General features: G+C 54.5%; 18 protein-coding genes and 1 riboswitch. Of the genes, 7 read left to right on the forward strand and 11 right to left on the reverse strand.

What is annotated here, in order from left to right; genetic code table 11:
• Positions 1-5 precede the first annotated feature (5 nt).
• The 4 genes from BLU70_RS06975 to cobT form a co-directional block, all read right to left on the reverse strand.
• Entirely contained in the window at positions 6-1,019 is a 1,014-nt protein-coding gene (locus tag BLU70_RS06975) for a FecCD family ABC transporter permease (protein ID WP_006445596.1), read from the reverse strand.
• Positions 1,016-1,999, reverse strand: a complete 984-nt coding sequence (locus BLU70_RS06980) for an ABC transporter substrate-binding protein (protein WP_237716367.1) — start codon at positions 1,997-1,999, stop codon at positions 1,016-1,018. The genes BLU70_RS06975 and BLU70_RS06980 overlap by 4 nt, the downstream gene beginning before the upstream one ends.
• A gap of 110 nt (positions 2,000-2,109) precedes the next feature.
• Positions 2,110-2,306, reverse strand: a riboswitch (cobalamin riboswitch).
• Positions 2,307-2,338: 32 nt separating this feature from the next.
• Positions 2,339-2,941, reverse strand: a complete 603-nt coding sequence (locus BLU70_RS06985; protein ID WP_006445594.1) for a cob(I)yrinic acid a,c-diamide adenosyltransferase — start codon at positions 2,939-2,941, stop codon at positions 2,339-2,341.
• Positions 2,938-4,764 (reverse strand): nicotinate-nucleotide--dimethylbenzimidazole phosphoribosyltransferase, encoded by a 1,827-nt coding sequence (gene cobT / locus BLU70_RS14920; protein WP_338082082.1) that lies wholly within the window; start codon positions 4,762-4,764, stop codon positions 2,938-2,940. The genes BLU70_RS06985 and cobT overlap by 4 nt, the downstream gene beginning before the upstream one ends.
• Positions 4,765-4,942: 178 nt before the next feature.
• Between cobT and BLU70_RS06995 the strand changes: the two genes are divergently transcribed.
• The 4 genes from BLU70_RS06995 to BLU70_RS07010 all read left to right on the forward strand — a co-directional run bounded on the left by BLU70_RS06995 (position 4,943) and on the right by BLU70_RS07010 (position 7,366).
• Positions 4,943-5,296: a winged helix-turn-helix transcriptional regulator gene (locus BLU70_RS06995; RefSeq protein ID WP_040288332.1), complete on the forward strand. Its 354-nt coding sequence runs from the start codon at positions 4,943-4,945 to the stop codon at positions 5,294-5,296.
• Positions 5,297-5,425: 129 nt separating this feature from the next.
• Positions 5,426-5,893, forward strand: coding sequence for a 6-carboxytetrahydropterin synthase QueD (queD, locus tag BLU70_RS07000; protein ID WP_006445591.1), 468 nt, complete (start codon positions 5,426-5,428; stop codon positions 5,891-5,893).
• Complete coding sequence (locus BLU70_RS07005) at positions 5,890-6,666, forward strand: 7-carboxy-7-deazaguanine synthase QueE (protein WP_083341194.1); 777 nt, start codon at positions 5,890-5,892, stop codon at positions 6,664-6,666. Before queD ends, BLU70_RS07005 begins: the two co-directional genes overlap by 4 nt.
• Positions 6,667-6,691: 25 nt before the next feature.
• Positions 6,692-7,366, forward strand: a complete 675-nt coding sequence (locus BLU70_RS07010) for a haloacid dehalogenase type II (RefSeq protein WP_040288330.1) — start codon at positions 6,692-6,694, stop codon at positions 7,364-7,366.
• A gap of 64 nt (positions 7,367-7,430) precedes the next feature.
• Here the strand turns inward: BLU70_RS07010 and BLU70_RS07015 are convergent, their stop codons facing one another.
• On the reverse strand, positions 7,431-7,628 hold the full coding sequence (locus BLU70_RS07015; protein WP_040288328.1) for an alpha/beta-type small acid-soluble spore protein: 198 nt from the start codon (positions 7,626-7,628) through the stop codon (positions 7,431-7,433).
• A 186-nt stretch (positions 7,629-7,814) separates the two neighbouring features.
• Here BLU70_RS07015 and BLU70_RS07020 point away from each other — a divergent pair, with 186 nt between their 5' ends.
• Positions 7,815-9,284, forward strand: a complete 1,470-nt coding sequence (locus tag BLU70_RS07020; RefSeq protein WP_074692952.1) for a Ppx/GppA phosphatase family protein — start codon at positions 7,815-7,817, stop codon at positions 9,282-9,284.
• Positions 9,285-9,361: 77 nt separating this feature from the next.
• Here BLU70_RS07020 and lgt read toward each other — a convergent pair whose 3' ends face one another.
• From lgt to metA, 4 genes are all read right to left on the reverse strand, one after another.
• A complete protein-coding gene (lgt, locus tag BLU70_RS07025; protein WP_040288326.1) occupies positions 9,362-10,168 on the reverse strand; it encodes a prolipoprotein diacylglyceryl transferase in 807 nt (268 codons plus the stop codon).
• A 77-nt stretch (positions 10,169-10,245) separates the two neighbouring features.
• Positions 10,246-10,554, reverse strand: a complete 309-nt coding sequence (locus tag BLU70_RS07030) for a Spo0E family sporulation regulatory protein-aspartic acid phosphatase (protein ID WP_040288324.1) — start codon at positions 10,552-10,554, stop codon at positions 10,246-10,248.
• Positions 10,555-10,711: 157 nt separating this feature from the next.
• Entirely contained in the window at positions 10,712-10,966 is a 255-nt protein-coding gene (locus BLU70_RS07035; RefSeq protein ID WP_006445583.1) for a hypothetical protein, read from the reverse strand.
• 46 nt (positions 10,967-11,012) lie between these two features.
• Positions 11,013-11,948: a homoserine O-acetyltransferase MetA gene (gene metA / locus BLU70_RS07040; RefSeq protein ID WP_040288322.1), complete on the reverse strand. Its 936-nt coding sequence runs from the start codon at positions 11,946-11,948 to the stop codon at positions 11,013-11,015.
• Between the two features lie 191 nt (positions 11,949-12,139).
• Here metA and BLU70_RS07045 point away from each other — a divergent pair, with 191 nt between their 5' ends.
• Together BLU70_RS07045 and BLU70_RS07050 are read left to right on the forward strand one after the other, a co-directional pair.
• On the forward strand, positions 12,140-12,793 hold the full coding sequence (locus BLU70_RS07045) for a four-helix bundle copper-binding protein (protein WP_040288321.1): 654 nt from the start codon (positions 12,140-12,142) through the stop codon (positions 12,791-12,793).
• Positions 12,794-12,882: 89 nt separating this feature from the next.
• The gene (locus tag BLU70_RS07050; RefSeq protein WP_006445581.1) at positions 12,883-13,296 is read left to right on the forward strand and encodes a hypothetical protein; all 414 of its coding nucleotides are present in this window, start codon (positions 12,883-12,885) and stop codon (positions 13,294-13,296) included.
• Here the strand turns inward: BLU70_RS07050 and BLU70_RS07055 are convergent.
• The gene (locus tag BLU70_RS07055; protein ID WP_006445580.1) at positions 13,271-14,065 is read right to left on the reverse strand and encodes an ABC transporter permease; all 795 of its coding nucleotides are present in this window, start codon (positions 14,063-14,065) and stop codon (positions 13,271-13,273) included. The two genes, BLU70_RS07050 and BLU70_RS07055, sit on opposite strands and share 26 nt — an antisense overlap.
• The gene (locus BLU70_RS07060; RefSeq protein ID WP_040288319.1) at positions 14,062-14,991 is read right to left on the reverse strand and encodes an ABC transporter ATP-binding protein; all 930 of its coding nucleotides are present in this window, start codon (positions 14,989-14,991) and stop codon (positions 14,062-14,064) included. The genes BLU70_RS07055 and BLU70_RS07060 overlap by 4 nt, the downstream gene beginning before the upstream one ends.
• Positions 14,992-15,001: the final 10 nt, after the last annotated feature.

Here is a 15,001-nt window from a genome sequence, read left to right on the forward strand (position 1 = left end):
CGCGCTCATCTCCTTCGCCAACTGCGACCATGTTGAAATAATAAGAAAAGAAAGAAGGGCGCACCTAAACACGATGTGACGATGCCCACGTTCAGTTCAACCGGGGCGACCACCGTACGCGCAACGAGATCGGAGAGCGCAAGCAAAGTGGCCCCACCTAAAGCACAGGCGGGAATCAGATAGCGGTGACGCGGCCCGACGAGATAGCGGAGAACATGTGGAACAATGAGGCCGACAAACGAAATGACGCCTGTTGTGCTCACGGAAACGCCGACGACGAGCGCACACAGCCCAAGCGCAATCTGCTTGACCCGCTGCACGGCCACGCCGACACCTTCGGCATGTTCTTCGCCGGTCACCATGATGTCGAGGGCCCACGCCAAAGTCAGAAAGGCGGGCAACACAACGCCGTCGACGATGGCGAGGATAAACGTCTCATGCCAATTGCTGCCGTCCAGTCCACCAAACAGCCAAAACATCATCTGCTCCATTGTCTGCAGTGGTGACATGTCGAGAATTGCCGTGATGATGGCGCTACACAACGAACCCACAGCAACACCAGCCAAGAGCAACGCGTAAAGATTCGTCCGGCGGCCGAAAGTGGAAAGGCGATAAATGAGGACGACCACCGCAAGGCCACAAACGAATGAGCCGATAGGCGTTACCCACAGCCATTTGTTTGACAAACCCAGGGCAATGGTGAGCACCGCGCCAAGGGCGCCACCGCTCGAAACGCCGATCACGCCCGGGTCTGACATTGGGTTCTTGAAAATGGCCTGGAGGACGCAACCAGCCACAGCCAGCGCTGCCCCCACCAACAGCGCGACCAACAATCGCGGCCAGCGAATGGCACCGACGACAATCGCGTCGAGCGACCGATGGCCGCTCGCGTACGCGATGGTGTCGCCAGGAATGTGCCAAAACGGAATATAGACGGGGCCAATCCCGATTTCGAGCGCGACGGCGACGCACAAGGCGAATCCTAACAGCGCGAACGCAAGCCGCCGCCGACACCTCATGAAAGCACCTGAACCGCCGGAACGTGCGCGTTCGGGTGAATCACTTTTGCCACATCATAAACGCCTTTCACGACATATTGCGAAACCGATGACAAGTCGGCGCTGTCGATGGCGTAAAGATGATGTTCACGGACGGCCGCGACGGACTGCAAAGCCGGATCGGACGCTAGTTTTTTGAGAAACGCGGCATCGTCGCTCGAATCGATGATCACACTGGGATTGAGTTTGACAATCTCCTCATCGGTGATCTTGGCCCAACCGTTCAAGCTCGCAGCGGCATTTTTCCCACCCGCCATGCGGATGATATCGTTGACCGTCGTACCTTCGCCAGCGGCGTACCCATAAGAACTGTAATCGAGGACCGTCGGACGACCGTACGGCGCGACCGCGTGTTCGATCTCGGCGATGTTGTGATTCATATGATTTACGATGGCCTTTGCCTTTTGCGGCTCACCAACTAGCTTGCCAATGACGCCAATGTTGTGCTCAATCATTGCCACCGACGTAAAGTCATTGAATTCATAAACCGGAACGCCCGCACTGCGTATTTGGTTCACCACTTTTTGCGGCGCATACGATGCCATGAGCACCAAATCCGGGTTGACGGCGAGCGCCTGCTCGGCGTCGTCACCGCTCCACTGGTGAATCCCTTTGACAAGGTTTGTGACATCTGAATATGTGGCGTCGCTGGAGAGGTTGGTCACCAGTGAAATGCGCGATTTCGGAACGAGTGAGACCAGAATCTCGTCCGTGCCCTCGGTGCCTGATACGATGTGCATTGGCTCCTTTTGGATGGTAACCTTGGTACCGGTGTCGTCGGTCATCGTGATCGGAAACGAAGTGGAACTGGATGCGGCTGCCCCGCTCGTTCCTTGCGCAGCGTTGCCGCCGGATCCGCCAGTTGCCGCACCACAACCGGTAAGGGCCGCAACCGCGGCCAATGCTGTCGTCCACATTGCCCAGCTTGTCTTTCGTCTCATAAAAAAATGGACCCCCATTCATCTGGAGCGTCCCTTGCGAGAAAGTTGCCTGTGTCCGTCGTGCACGCCTCTCTGGACGCGCATGTCGAAACAAACCTTTCCTCGAAGGTTGGCTCGTAAGCAGCTAGGCAGGTCTCCTGGCTCACAGGTTCGTGTCGCATCCTTCCCACCCTACGGCAGTGGATTGCAATACGTGCCTCGTAGCAAAGGCGTCTATCCTGTTCACAGTGGCGGGACCGCACCGGATTTACACCGGTTTCCCTATTCTCTTCGCTTCGCGCGAAGCACCTAGCGGCTGGTTCAGTTCGCCTTTCATCCTAGTCAGCGGCGGCCCTGCTGTCAATCCTCTCGTGGGCGATCGCGGCGCGAACGCGGATCGCGAAACACTGGTGGGCTATTGGCGTAGTCGACGTCGTCCACGTGCATGCGGGCATTAACGGCCCGGGCAAGGACAAAAAGCAGATCTGACAGCCGATTTAAATACCGTAGGACCGCGCCTGGAACCTGCTCGAACTCGGCCAAACGGACAACCTGACGCTCTGCTCGGCGCACCACCGTGCAGGCGACGTGCAGGCTTGCCGCTGGTTGCGAGCCTTGGCGGAGCACAAACTTGTCCAACTTATCTGCCTCTGCTTGGTATGTATCGATGTATGGTTCCAGCACTGAAGCCGCATCCTCGGGCGTGCGTAGCACATAGGAAGTCGCGGACTTGGGTGCGGCCAAATCGGCCCCGACGTCCCACAAGCGCTGCTGGATGGCAAAGAGTAGCTCGCGGATGTCCGCAAACTGTGGATCGACAAGCTGGCTTGAGGCCAAGCCAAGAAAGGCCCCGGCCTCGTCCACCGTACCGTAGGCTTCGACGCGCAAATCGCTTTTGCGCCTCCGCTCGCCGCCGATCAGCGCTGTCGTACCGAGATCGCCTCCGCGCGTGTATAATCTCATCGTATATCCCCCTTCCACGGTTTTGCCCAGCCATTAAAAAAGACAATATCATCGATGTCGATGCGATTGCGCCAACCGACCCTCTGCAAGATGGGTTCGTCCGCAAAATGAGGTGTATACCCCAGCGAAAGCAAGGCCACGGGATCAATGTGTTCAGGAATACCTAACAGGGTTCGCAAATCCTCCTTTTCATACATCGATACCCAGCCCATACCTATCCCTTCCGCACGCGCAGCCAGCCACATGTTCTCAATGGCACAGGCAGTCGACATCAGGTCGGTTTCAGGAATCGTGTTGCGCCCGAGTACGACGGGTCCACCCCGCGTCGGGTCGTTGGTGACACAAATGGTCCACGGAGCCTCGCGCAATCCCTCTACCTTTAGCCGCAAATAGTAGTCCCGCTGCTCATCTGGAAACTTCTCACCGGCGCGCACGCGTTCGCGTTCGACGAGCTCGGCGAGTTCGGCAAGCAGCTGTTTGTCGCGAATCGCAATGAAGTTCCAAGGTTGCATATAGCCAACCGACGGCCCCTGGTGCCCGGCTTCCAAAATGCGCCGCACGACCGTGACAGGCACAGGATCGGGCAAAAACACGCGAACATCCCGCCTTGCGGCAATCGCTTTGTACACCGCCTTGCGCTCGGCATCGTCAAAGTCCACGGCGACCGGCGGCATCTCGCGCCTTGTATCTGTATCGTTTAGGGCGAGATGGCCTTCATCGCTAGACAAATCGGCGGCAAACGGATTGGAAACGCGCGCGTCGGCAAACGTCGCTGTTTCCGCCATGATTTCACACCCTGCTTTGATCAGCGGCCAAGCCATCATGGCTCCCGTTCCTTCACCGACGCGCAGGCCCATATCGAGCAAAGGCGTCTTTCCAAGCGCAGACAAAATCCGGCCATGCGCCGGTTCAGGCGAGCGATGGCCGGCAATGAGATACGCGCTCGTCTGGGGTCGCATACGCGTTGCCCACAGCGCGCAGACGCCTGCGAGCAATCCGTCGAGCAATACGGCCACGCCGGATGCGCTGGCTTGTAAGATGGCCCCCGCCATCGCGGCCAACTCAAAGCCACCCAGTTGTGCCATCCCGGCTAACCAGTAGGCGTCGCTATCCGGTTCGTAGGCCTGACTGGCGCTCTGCCAGAGCGCACACGCTCGCTCAACGGCATCGCGCTTGCTCGCGACCGCTTCGTCGGCGATGCCCGTACCTGGCCCGACCACCTCCTGTGCGCCGAGATCGAGCAACCATGCGGCAAGCGCGCTGGCCGCCGTCGTATTGCCAATTCCCATTTCACCAAGAATCAGCAAATCCATGCCATGTTCTTCAACGGCTCGTAACGCGGCCTTCATGCCATTTGCAAGCGCTTGTCCGCACTGCTCTTTGGTCATCGCCGGGCCGTACGTAAAGTCGGCTGTGCCAAGCCCAACTTTCTCGACATGCACGCGTGGGTGACGCGGCTTGCGCAATACCCCGACGTCGTAGACGTCGAGCGCAACGCCCATGTTGCGGGCCATCACCGAAGACACGCTGGTACCCATCGCGATGTTGACCACCATCTCCTCTGTCACATGCTGGCCATAGCGCGAAATAGAGCGATTCGACGCGACACCGTGATCGGCGGCGAATAACAGAAAACGCGGTCGCCTCACGGATGGAATCGCGCGGCCTTGGATGGCGGCGAGATCGCATAAGATGGGTTCGAGCAAACCGAGACTTCCAACCGGCTTGGTCAATTGATTTAATCGATCCTGTGCTCTCGCATACGCCTTTGGGTCGACCGGGCGCGGATCAGGAAGTTGCAAAGGGCCGTCCACCGCTGTCATCTCCTTCATCGTGCGCATTCACTTGTCTCAGATGTAACAGAACTGGCGGCAATCTGCAATGGATGGAGGGTTTCGCCACGAGTGGTCGAAGATTCTGGCGACGGTAAAGAAAAGTTACTCACATTCAGTAGGAGACGTTGAAAGAATTGTGGTACAATATCGTTAGGAGATGATCGTCATGGGCAACCATGAGCAGATATGCCCGCGCTTCGAGTCGGCTTTCGCCCTTTTGGGCAAGCGCTGGACCGGGCTCATCATACGGGTTCTTTTGCAGGGGCCGAAACGATTTAAGGATATCTCGGAAATGATCCCGAACATGAGTGATCGAATGCTTGCCGAGAGGTTTAAGGAACTTGAAAAGGCGGGCATTTTGATTCGTCACGTGTACCCGGAAACACCGGTGCGCATCGAATACGAGTTGACACCCAAAGGCAAGGCACTCCGCCCTGTGATGGATGCGGTGCAACAGTGGGGCGACGAATGGGTGACCCCGGAGGAGTGTCAAGAACTCACGTCGAAATTGAGTCGGTGAGACCAATACAGCGATGGAAGGCTGTCATCCAACGGGTATCCTTGGTGACAGCCTCATTTACGTGTATAGGAGCATACTCCTCTTATGCGCACAAACAACCGTTCATCCGGTAGTAAGGAGTGAGAGACGATGGCCGAATACAGAATCCCGGAGCGCCTGCAGGTTCTCGGCGTCGATATAGAGAAATCGGAACTTCCTTATCATCAAAAGCGCGTCGCAGTCACCAAAGAATTTACGTTCGATGCGGCACACCATCTGCACGCGTACGACGGCAAGTGTACGAACTTGCACGGCCATACCTATCGGCTGGTCGTGACCGTCAGCGGCTTCGTCAATGCCATTGGCATCGTGATCGACTTCGGCGAATTAAAGCAGATATATCGAGATGTCATTGAGCGCAAACTGGATCACCAATATCTGAATGAAGTGCTACCAAAGATGAACACGACCGCCGAAAACATGGTCGTATGGATCTGGGAACAATTTGAGGCGGCCTTGGCCCAGTATGATGCTTACCGTGGCCTTCGTTTGGAGCAAATTGATCTTTTCGAGACGCCGACGAGTAAAGCGACGCTCAAGCGGGAGTGGATGATATGACAGGAAGCTCCGCTGGCACAACGGTTCGGCGAAACGTCGACTGGCACGTACAATACGAGCAGGCCCGCAGGGGCGATTGGCGATCCAGCCGCTTGCCGATGGTTGAGATTTTCGAAACGGTGGAGGGCGAAGGTACGCGCGCAGGGTATCCTACCGTCTTTGTGCGCGTCTTTCACTGTAACCTGCGTTGTACCTGGTGCGACACCCCCTACAGCTATGCCCCTGCCAAGCCGGAATTCGAAGCGTCGATCGGCGAGATCGTAGACCGTGTGGATCGGTTCGGCTGGCATCAGGTCTGCCTAACTGGCGGGGAACCGCTGATTCATCGGCACAAATCCCAGTTGCTCATCGACGCCATCGCGAGCCTGCCCCAAATCGAGGACTTACATGTCGAGACCAACGGCGCGATCGACGTCCGGCCATTTGCAGCCCTGCGCGAGCAGTCTCCCGAATTGGCGGCAAAGCTGCGATTTATCGTCGATTACAAACTTCCGTCAAGCGGTGAACAGGCGCAGATGGTGAACGAACACCTGGCTGCCCTCTCGGACCGGGATGAAGTGAAATTCGTGATTGCGGACGATCACGACTTTGACACAGCCGCCTCTGTCTTGGCGGCCTATCCAACCAAGGCTCAGGTCCTATTCAGCCCTGTTTGGGAGTCGATGCCTCCTCGTGAACTGGTCAACCGCATACTGCAACACCGACTCTCACGGGTCAAGCTGAATCTACAAATACACAAAGTCATTTGGGATCCGAATCAGCGCGGCGTATGAAATGATGCGGCAGGGGGATATGAAAATGGCGGTTGTGGCATTTGATGCCTATGGAACACTGTTTGATATAAGTGATTTGGCGGATGTTGCGCGCCCTTTGTTTGCGGACCAACCCGCCGCTCAAGCATTTTGCCAACGTTGGCGACAGCTTCATCTCGAGTTTGCGTGGCAATCGGCATTGGCTGAGCAGTATCGCGATTTTGATCAACTTGCAAAACAGTCCCTCTACGCCGCACTCGCCGAGCACGAGATGGTGCGGACAGAAGCCGATGCAGTCGCCCAACAGCTACTCAAACACATGCAAAAGGTTCCTGTGTATCCCGATGTCAAGCCGACACTTCATCAATTGGACAATTACAAAACGGCTGTTTTGTCCAATGGAACCCTGCGCTCTCTACAAGCCTTGGCCGTTGCAAACGATGTTTTATTTTCGTTCGATTTCATCCTCAGCGTCGATCCCATTCGCACCTATAAACCGTCGCGCAAGGCTTATGCCCTTGTACAATCGGCCTTTGGCTGCGAGAAGCGGGAAGTCCTCTTTGTCTCAAGCAACAGTTGGGATATCGCCGGTGCGAAAGCGTACGGATTTCGCACGTGCTGGTGTAATCGAAGTCAAGTGCCATATATATCACCCGGACAAAAGCCGGATCACGTGATCGCAACGCTTGCTGAGTTGCCTGCCATCCTCTCCGAATCATGACGTCGTATAACGGTGAAAAGGGGCCGAACCCAATGGTTCAGCCCCTTTTGCAAACCCAATCTAATTACACACGACCAGCAAGGTTTTGCTCAGCAAATGCGACCAGGCGTTTCGTAATCTCACCGCCGACCGAGCCGTTTTGGCGCGATGTCGTTTCGGCGCCCAAGTTGACACCAAACTCGGAAGCAATTTCGTACTTCATTTGCTCCAAAGCCTTCTCTGCTTGCGGAATCAACTTGCTGTTGTTATTGTTGTTGGCCATCGTCATTTACCTCCTTGTGGTGTGGTGATGATGACAGTTGTATTGTGACCCCATGGCCACGATCTATGCCACATTTAGCATTCCTAATAGTCCATCCATACCCAAATTCATCCTACCGAATCGACTTCCGCCAGCCATACGCTTATCATGATACTGACTGAAATCAAAGCGGAAGAGGATGAACACATGGAACGAAGCGAGCGGCTCGGTATTCTCGATCTCGGTTCCAACTCGTGCCGGATGTCCCTATTTGATACGTTTGCAGACACGACGTATCGTCCTGTTTATGAAGTCAAACAAAATGTACGTCTCGCGAAAGGGCTTTCAAATGACGGCAGTTTGACTGACGAAAGTCTGTCACGAGCCATCTATTGTCTGAATCGATTCGTCCGCGTTGGAAAATTGTATGGAGTCACTCGGTGGCTTGCCGTCGCCACCGCTGCGGTTCGCCAAGCCGATAACCGCGAATATGCGCTCTCGTTGTTAGAACATGAAACCGGCGTTCCATTTCGCGTCTTAACTGGGGACGAGGAAGCCCGCTACGGATACTTAGGCGTGATCAACACCGTCGCCCTAAACGACGCGTTAATCTTTGACATTGGTGGTGCCAGCAGCGAATTGTGCCTTGTGCGCAATCGTCAACTGCTAAACGCCATCAGTATCCCCTATGGGGCACTCAATCTCCGTGAAATGTATGGTGCCCTTGGCGAGCTGGAAGCTGTTGAACGGGCTTACGCAGTCGTAACCGAGGCGTTAGCAGACGTTACGTGGTTGGCAAACGCCTGTGCTTTGCCGCTCATCGGCCTTGGAGGAACCGCCCGCGCTATGGCCAAACTTCATATGGGAGATACGGGCGCTGAATGGACACGGCTACATGGCTATTCGTTCCCCGCTTCTTACACAGGTGGAAAGCTGCGCGAGCTGCAGGCCATGAGTGTGAATAAACGGCGAAAAATTAAGGGTATTGCCAAACACCGAGCGGAAATTATCACGTCCGGGATGGCGATATTACAAGCGGTTATCGATCACGTACGCCCTACCACCATTCATATCAGTCGCAACGGAATCCGCGAAGGGTTGCTTTTCGAAGCACTGCTTGCCGAAGCCCAAACGCCTGTCGTCAGCTCCGTGTTGGCCCACAGCGTGAGCAACTTGCAAAGGCAGTTCGAGGTGGATCGCAATATTGCCGCCATCGTGACGACCGCCGCCCTAAGGCTATTTGATGTCATGCAGCCTGACGTGGATCTGAATCAAGAAGACAGAATGATTTTATGGACCGCTGCTCAAATTGAAGGTGCGGGTACATATATACATCCAGAGCATGCGGCCGATCACGCCGCTTACCTTGTGCAATCGACCTACTTGTATGGCTTGTCGAACGAACAGTGGGCCAGGGTTGGACATGTGGTAAGCGGAAAAACGCCCGATTCACGTTGCGCGAAACTCTCCGTATTGCTTCGACTTGCGCGCTGGCTCACGTTAGAACTCGGCGTTCCACTCACAGATATCGGATGGATCACACAGCCCCGCCAATTGTCCATCGCTGGCGGTGCAGATCTCTACGCGATTGCACCAGATACCGCAGACGCAAAAGTCGTGGAGGATGCACAACGTCTGCTCGGAATCACACTTCACTTTTCGCAAGCCGCATCATAAAGAAAAACAAAACGGCCCAGGTCTGCCGGAAACGCTCCGACAGCTTGGGCCATCATCATATCCCCACGTATCGCGATTCACTCACCCTGCACACCCAACGGAGTTTTGCGCTTTTCCTTCAAAAAGATCCAAACGCCAAGCAACAAGCCGACAAGAACAGTCGCGAGTGCGGTCCACTGTGCGGCGTCCCAGCCAAAGATACCCCGCGGTGAGTCGCCGCGAAGTATTTCGAGAAAGAATCGGCATATGTTATACACGACCAAGTAATACACGAACGGGAACCCGAGCGGCCAACCCTTCTTGCGCTGCAATATGACAAACAAAAGGGCCAAGAGCACAATATCAACCTGTCCCTCCCAAATGACCGCAGGCCATAGGGGTTGGTGTCCATATTGCTCATACGCCAAGGTTCCGGGTGGGAATAACACGCCAAAGCCTTGGTGAGTCGGCGCACCAAAGGCACTTCCGTTCATAAAGTCTGCGTCACGGCCAATGCTCTGCCCCAGCAAGATGCCTGGCGTCGCAATGTCGGCAAAGTGCAAAAAGCTCTGCCGTTTTCTCCATAAGTAGATGATGGACGCCGCTAGCGCGCCAGCAATACCGCCCTGGATAGACAGGCCTCCGTGCCAAACCTGTAGAATTTGACCCGGATGTGACGCGTAATAGCCAAAGTCGAAGAAAAACACTTGCCAAAACCGGGCTCCCACGACACCACCGATGAGACACAGCGGTGCGAGCGCCCACCAATGCTCGGAATCCCCAGGGTTTCCCCGAACCTTAGCTAAATAAAGCGTGATGCCGAGTCCGAGTAGAAACGCCAGTGCAAAAATTGTGCTGTAAGAGCGAACCGGAAATGCACCAATGTGAAACCAATACGAATGCACGCTTGCCACATCCTTTGTTCGAGTTAGTCACTCGTACCAATTTCCGTAGCCAGCGTACATGGATTCGCACCACCCAGTCAACTCGTGGTCGTGCGATCCGTAAACTGGACGACGTGAAACCTTCTACGATACTGGAGGGGTAGTATGCGTTTTTCGATATACGTGTGTTCTCCTGAGACACGGGGAGCAAACCCAATCTGCCTATCGTCGCTCGCGACAGTTCCGGGCTGGTGCGCATTGCGCATCGCCGCCACCAAATGAAGATCCAGCAACTGACTGATGCGAATGACCCGCTCGTCTAATAGATTCCCTGTTTCCTCTGCCGTCTCAACCATCTTTTTGCGCAGATATTCAACCAAATCTGTGGTGTTGCCCGCGCAGGCCATGAAATTCCCCCCACCCAAGTGACACAAAACCAACGTTCAACATTATACGACGTTTTGTCGTGTGAGTGGAAAAATAGTTGGAACAAAAGCGTGACAAGATTGTCGAACAAAGTCGATTCGAAAGGGATTTCGTAAAATCGGACTGGATAACTAAAGGTTATCCGCGAACAAGCCGAACGATCGCAGCGACAATCGCACTGGCGACCATGGGATCGATATATTGTGACAACAAATCGCGTCGTAAAAACCGATGTTGTAACAGGTACTTACGGACTGTCGACAACAGGCCAAAAGCGAGGACAAAAAAGCCCAATACACACGCAATTTTGACAGAATCGCCAACCACGCGCGCGATCCCCCATGTGGTTGCGGAGCACATCAATGCCGTCACCACGCGAATCCACCAGACCATGACGACACACTCCTTGCAAATGAGATGATCGCGCTGTCATTGATGCTTACGGCTTCGCCACGCGCTGTCGAATGCGCCCGCTCAGGTCGTACGGTGTCTCTTGGTATACGCAGTAATTGAGCCAGTTCGCAAACAAGAGATTGGCGTGGCCGCGCCACCGATTCAACGGCTCACGCCGCGGATCGTCCAATGGGTAATAGTTGCATGGCACATCGATATCCAATCCTCGTTCGATGTCCCTCTGATATTCTTCGGCTAGCGTTATAGCGTCGTACTCCGGATGTCCAGTGACGAAAATCTGACGAGCATCCGGGGTGGCGATAAGAAAGGCACCGGCATCGGCTGACTCGGCGAGGATATCGAGCCCTTTCACGCTCCGAATATCGTCTGGCCGCACTTCTGTATGGCGCGAGTGCGGCGCCAGAAACACGTCGTCAAAACCTCGCGTCAAGTTACATCGAACGTTGACGACGTGTTCGAAAATCCCGAAAGTCTTGCGCTCTAGCGCGTATTTCGGAAGTCCATAATGTCGATATAGCCCAGCCTGCGCGGCCCAACAAATATGCAACGTCGAGGTCACCGCACCCTTGGTCCAGTCGAGAATTTCACAAAGCTCTGGCCAATACGTCACTTCTTCAAACGGCAAGTGTTCAACAGGTGCGCCCGTGATGATCATCCCGTCATATGCCTGTTGTTCCACTTCATCAAAAGTCTGATAAAACGCCTCAAGGTGCTCCGTCGAAGTATTTTTCGCAACATGGGACCGCATGCGCAACAACGTGACTTCCACTTGCAGTGGCGAGTTACCGAGCAAACGCAGTAACTGCGTCTCGGTGACTTCCTTCCGCGGCATGAGATTTAAAATCAAAATCTTGAGCGGGCGAATGTCCTGCGTATAAGCTCGTTCTTCGCCCATAACAAAAATATGTTCAGACTGCAAAATTTCTTTCGCAGGTAAGTGGTCCGGAATCTTGATTGGCACGTCGAAGCCACCTCTCATCTGAGTTTGCCTTGATCCGAAAAACATCAGAATCGGACAAATTCCGCAATGGTATCAGTGTAGCATAAATCGCCCCGTCTCACCTTGCGCCCAAAACACTCGGGACACTCGCACAGGACTTCAGTTCAATGCATTCTATGGTGATGACTTCGCGATTAGGAGGATGTGTACGCGTGGCAAATGAAATTCCGTGGATGTTTGACGCAGAGCATGGACGTAACGAATCATCGTCACATACTGCAAAACAGGAGAATCATGCAATGTTGGAGCCATCCTCACCATCTGCCTCCGACCCCGTAACACCCATTGCACCTATGCCACCGTTCTCGTTCGACGACCCCGACAGCTCACCCGCTGAGGTAGTCTTTCACACACCGCAGATGCCTTCGGCCTCATCGGTGGCGACGGGCTTTAAGGCGCCGGGCGTGCAATATGAGGTAGTGGAAGAAAACGTCGAGATCGAGGAAATATGGTTTACCCCACATCCGCACCATCAGTGCCTGAACATCTGTGAGTACGTGAAAGACTGTATGCTGCATTGTGAGCGGGCCCTGCATATGCTCATGTGCCAACCCGACGCCCCACTGCGCAGGCGACAACTGGCCTTACTACAGGACATGGTTGACGTATCGCTGATGACCACACGCGTCATCGCTCGCAAGAGTCCGTTGATGAAATCTGCACTACTCTATTGCGCGAAAGTATGTCGTACGTGCGCAGACGAGTGTGCGAGCTATGCGGACCCCGTCTCGCAGTCTGCAAAACAGTGTTGCCTACGTTGTGCGGACGCATGCGAAAAGTTTATAGCCGGATACACGTGGATGTAGCTGAAGGTTGAAGACTGATTGAATCCACCCCCTTTGTCGACATGCTAACCAGCACGTCCGCATAGGTTGTACAGAGGGGGTGTTCGCGGGTGCTCATCGCCATGGTAGTGCCGATCGCGCTGATTGAAACGTGGCTCATATGGAAGCGGATTGGCGCAAGCGCCGACGCGGACGCCGTCGTCTCTCGCGACATCGCAAACAGCGTGTTGATGCGATTGACGTTTGCGACGCAACTGATTGTCGAACTCTTGATCCACAATAAAACGGTGGGCGGGATCGCAGCCTGCGTAGCGGGCGTCAGCGCCGGCTTGTTGACGATGCGATCCGTCCACCTTGAGGCGTTTTCCGAGCTTGCGATGAACGTGTTTATGGGCGTATCCATGGGCATTTTTCTAGTCGGGTCCCTACCACGTCACATCACCATTTTACTGATTACACCCGTGCTCGGATCGAGCGTATTTACGTGGCTGCACGTCGTTATGCGGAAACGTCTCGCTTCGTAAAGGACAACCAAGATATGGCGAGAAAAACGACATAGTACACGATAAGTACGATGATAGAAAACGATAGAGTCATGTTCGGCAAAGGCGATATATCGTTCTCAAAGTACGGTGCCAGGTTCCAGTTTGCAAATAAGACAAATCGATCCCACGCATAGCTGTGCAACACTTCTGTGATGACCGGGCCAAAGAGGACCAGAAACACCGAGAGCGCAATCGCCACCACAGAACTGCGAAATAGTGTAGAAATCATAAAGGCTAATGTCGACGTCAAGAGTAGCGGAATGGCCAGATATGCGTACGTTCGCACACTTTCTGAAGAAGCCGGGATCGACACGACGTGTCCGCCGTGTGAAAGTAGATATGGTTCACCGGCTCCCGAAAAGCCAAAGACAAGGCCGCCGACAAGCCATGCAATGAAGACGGTGAACACGAGCAGTGTCAAACTGAACGAAAGAACGGACAGATACTTGCTAAGGAGTATTTTCCAGCGGCGGTGTGGCCGAATAAGCAACAGCTTGACGGTGCCGCCTGCAAATTCCCCGCCGACAATGTCACCGGCGACAATCGATGCGAACACGATAACAAGATAGACGGCACGGCCCATACTATCCATGAACATCCAAGCTGTTTCCTTGTCATGCAACTGAACGGCCGTATGATGTTTCAAAGCGGCCCCTAATATCGCAATGGCCATAATCGCAGCAAAAAATATCCAAGTCCTCGCGCGACGATAGATTTTCACGTGTTCATTGCAAATAAGACCCATCATACTTTGTCCCCACCTCCCGTCATCTCCAAGAATCGATCTTCCAGCGTCTGTGTAACGATACGAACTTCAAAAACCGGTATATCCGATTGCACCAGCAATTGATGAACGCGCGGGATGACATCCCGCGGGAGTTTCATTTCAATGCCGCCATCGACTACGGCGAGCTCCGCCATACCATCTACGCGTCCAACCAGGGCCATCTTTGCTTCATGTCCACACGCAGTCTCGACAAAAAGGCGCACCAATCCATCTGTTCCAGCCGCGACCATTTGGTCGATCCGCCCGACGTTGACAAGCCTCCCTTGCTGGATGACGGCGACGCGATCGCACATTAATTCCATCTCGCTGAGCAGGTGACTGGACACAACGACAGCTACGCCTTCTTCACGAGCCAAACGTCGCAGATGATCGCGCAACTCGCGAATACCTGCCGGATCGAGCCCATTTGTAGGCTCATCCAAAATTAACACAGATGGGCGATGCAAAAGGGCTTGTGCGAGACCGAGCCGCTGGCGCATGCCTAACGAATATTGGCGGACTTTATCGTGAATGCGCTCGGACAGCCCGACAAACTCCACGACTTCATCGATTCGCCGCGGCGCAATCCCCGGCGTCATCCGCGCAAATTGCCGTAAATTCTCATACCCAGACAAGTACTTGTACATCTCAGGATTCTCGACAATCGCACCCACTTGGCGGATGGCTTGTCCATAGTCGCGCACAATGTCGTGCCCCGCAATTTCGACCGTTCCCGCAGTCATGCGGATGAGACCGACCATCATCCGGATGGTTGTTGTCTTTCCCGCTCCGTTTGGACCAAGCAGACCAAATACCTCGCCGGAAGGAATGTCGAACGTCAGGTTGTCGACAACCGTCTTTTGGCCAATCCGTTTGGTCAGCCCTCGCAATACGATGGCGTTTGGCATGCAGCCCCTC

It is taken from the genome of Alicyclobacillus hesperidum, from assembly GCF_900107035.1.
GTDB classification, from domain to species: domain Bacteria; phylum Bacillota; class Bacilli; order Alicyclobacillales; family Alicyclobacillaceae; genus Alicyclobacillus; species Alicyclobacillus hesperidum.